The sequence below is a fragment of the Roseburia sp. 1XD42-69 genome (assembly GCF_003612565.1).
Classification (GTDB): domain Bacteria; phylum Bacillota; class Clostridia; order Lachnospirales; family Lachnospiraceae; genus Roseburia_B.
The window spans coordinates 1-648 of record NZ_RAZG01000257.1; the positions used below are offsets into that span (position 1 = coordinate 1).

Genomic DNA, 648 nt, shown 5'->3' on the forward strand with positions numbered 1-648 from the left:
AGTGCGCCTTTTTTGCTTTAAAAATAATTTCGATTTTTCTCATTTTGCTATTGACATTTATTAGCTGGACTTCTTCTCCCCAAACGGTCCCTCCGGAAAAGATTTAGAATACAAAACAGAAATCCCCGCATCAACCTCTAATATTTCCGGCACTGCTATCATTTCCCCGTCCGCCCCCGCAAGGGCTGCTGTTGGAGGCTTTGGCCCCATCATCCCTTTAAAACCGCTAACAATAGATAGCTTCTGCCCCTTTTTGGGCCCCTGCAGAGGCACTGTCCGCCAAGCCTTTCCGAAAGTCCTTGATATCCCTGTCGTATCCGGTTATCCGGTCATTTTTTACCGTTTCAGCAGTATATCTACCTGTCTTACAGACGCAGATACACACACCGTCCCCAAAAGCAGGCTTCCAATCCCCAGTGCAGGTATGGAGATAAAGGGTGCCGCAATAATGGCAACCCCGCCCAAAACCGCCAGCACAACGGTTACACCCGTCCCTTCCTTTTCCATCTGCTCTGTCTTATCTTCTGTCCTTTTGCTGGTTAAGCTGTCATTAATGGGAGGGTAAGTATCCACACCAGTTGTAATGATATTTGTATAACTTCCAAAAAGGTTTATTTCCCCTCCCTCCATGCTAAACACTGTGACTCC

Annotated in this window: 2 protein-coding genes; both read right to left on the minus strand. The window is 46.9% G+C overall.

Annotation, left to right across the window (positions count from 1 at the left end):
• Window positions 1-60 precede the first annotated feature (60 nt).
• A complete protein-coding gene (locus D7Y06_RS26370; RefSeq protein WP_158591515.1) occupies window positions 61-213 on the minus strand; it encodes a hypothetical protein in 153 nt (50 codons plus the stop codon).
• A 123-nt stretch (window positions 214-336) separates the two neighbouring features.
• The coding region (locus D7Y06_RS26375; RefSeq protein ID WP_158591516.1) for a hypothetical protein at window positions 337-648 on the minus strand (312 nt) is incomplete at its 5' end.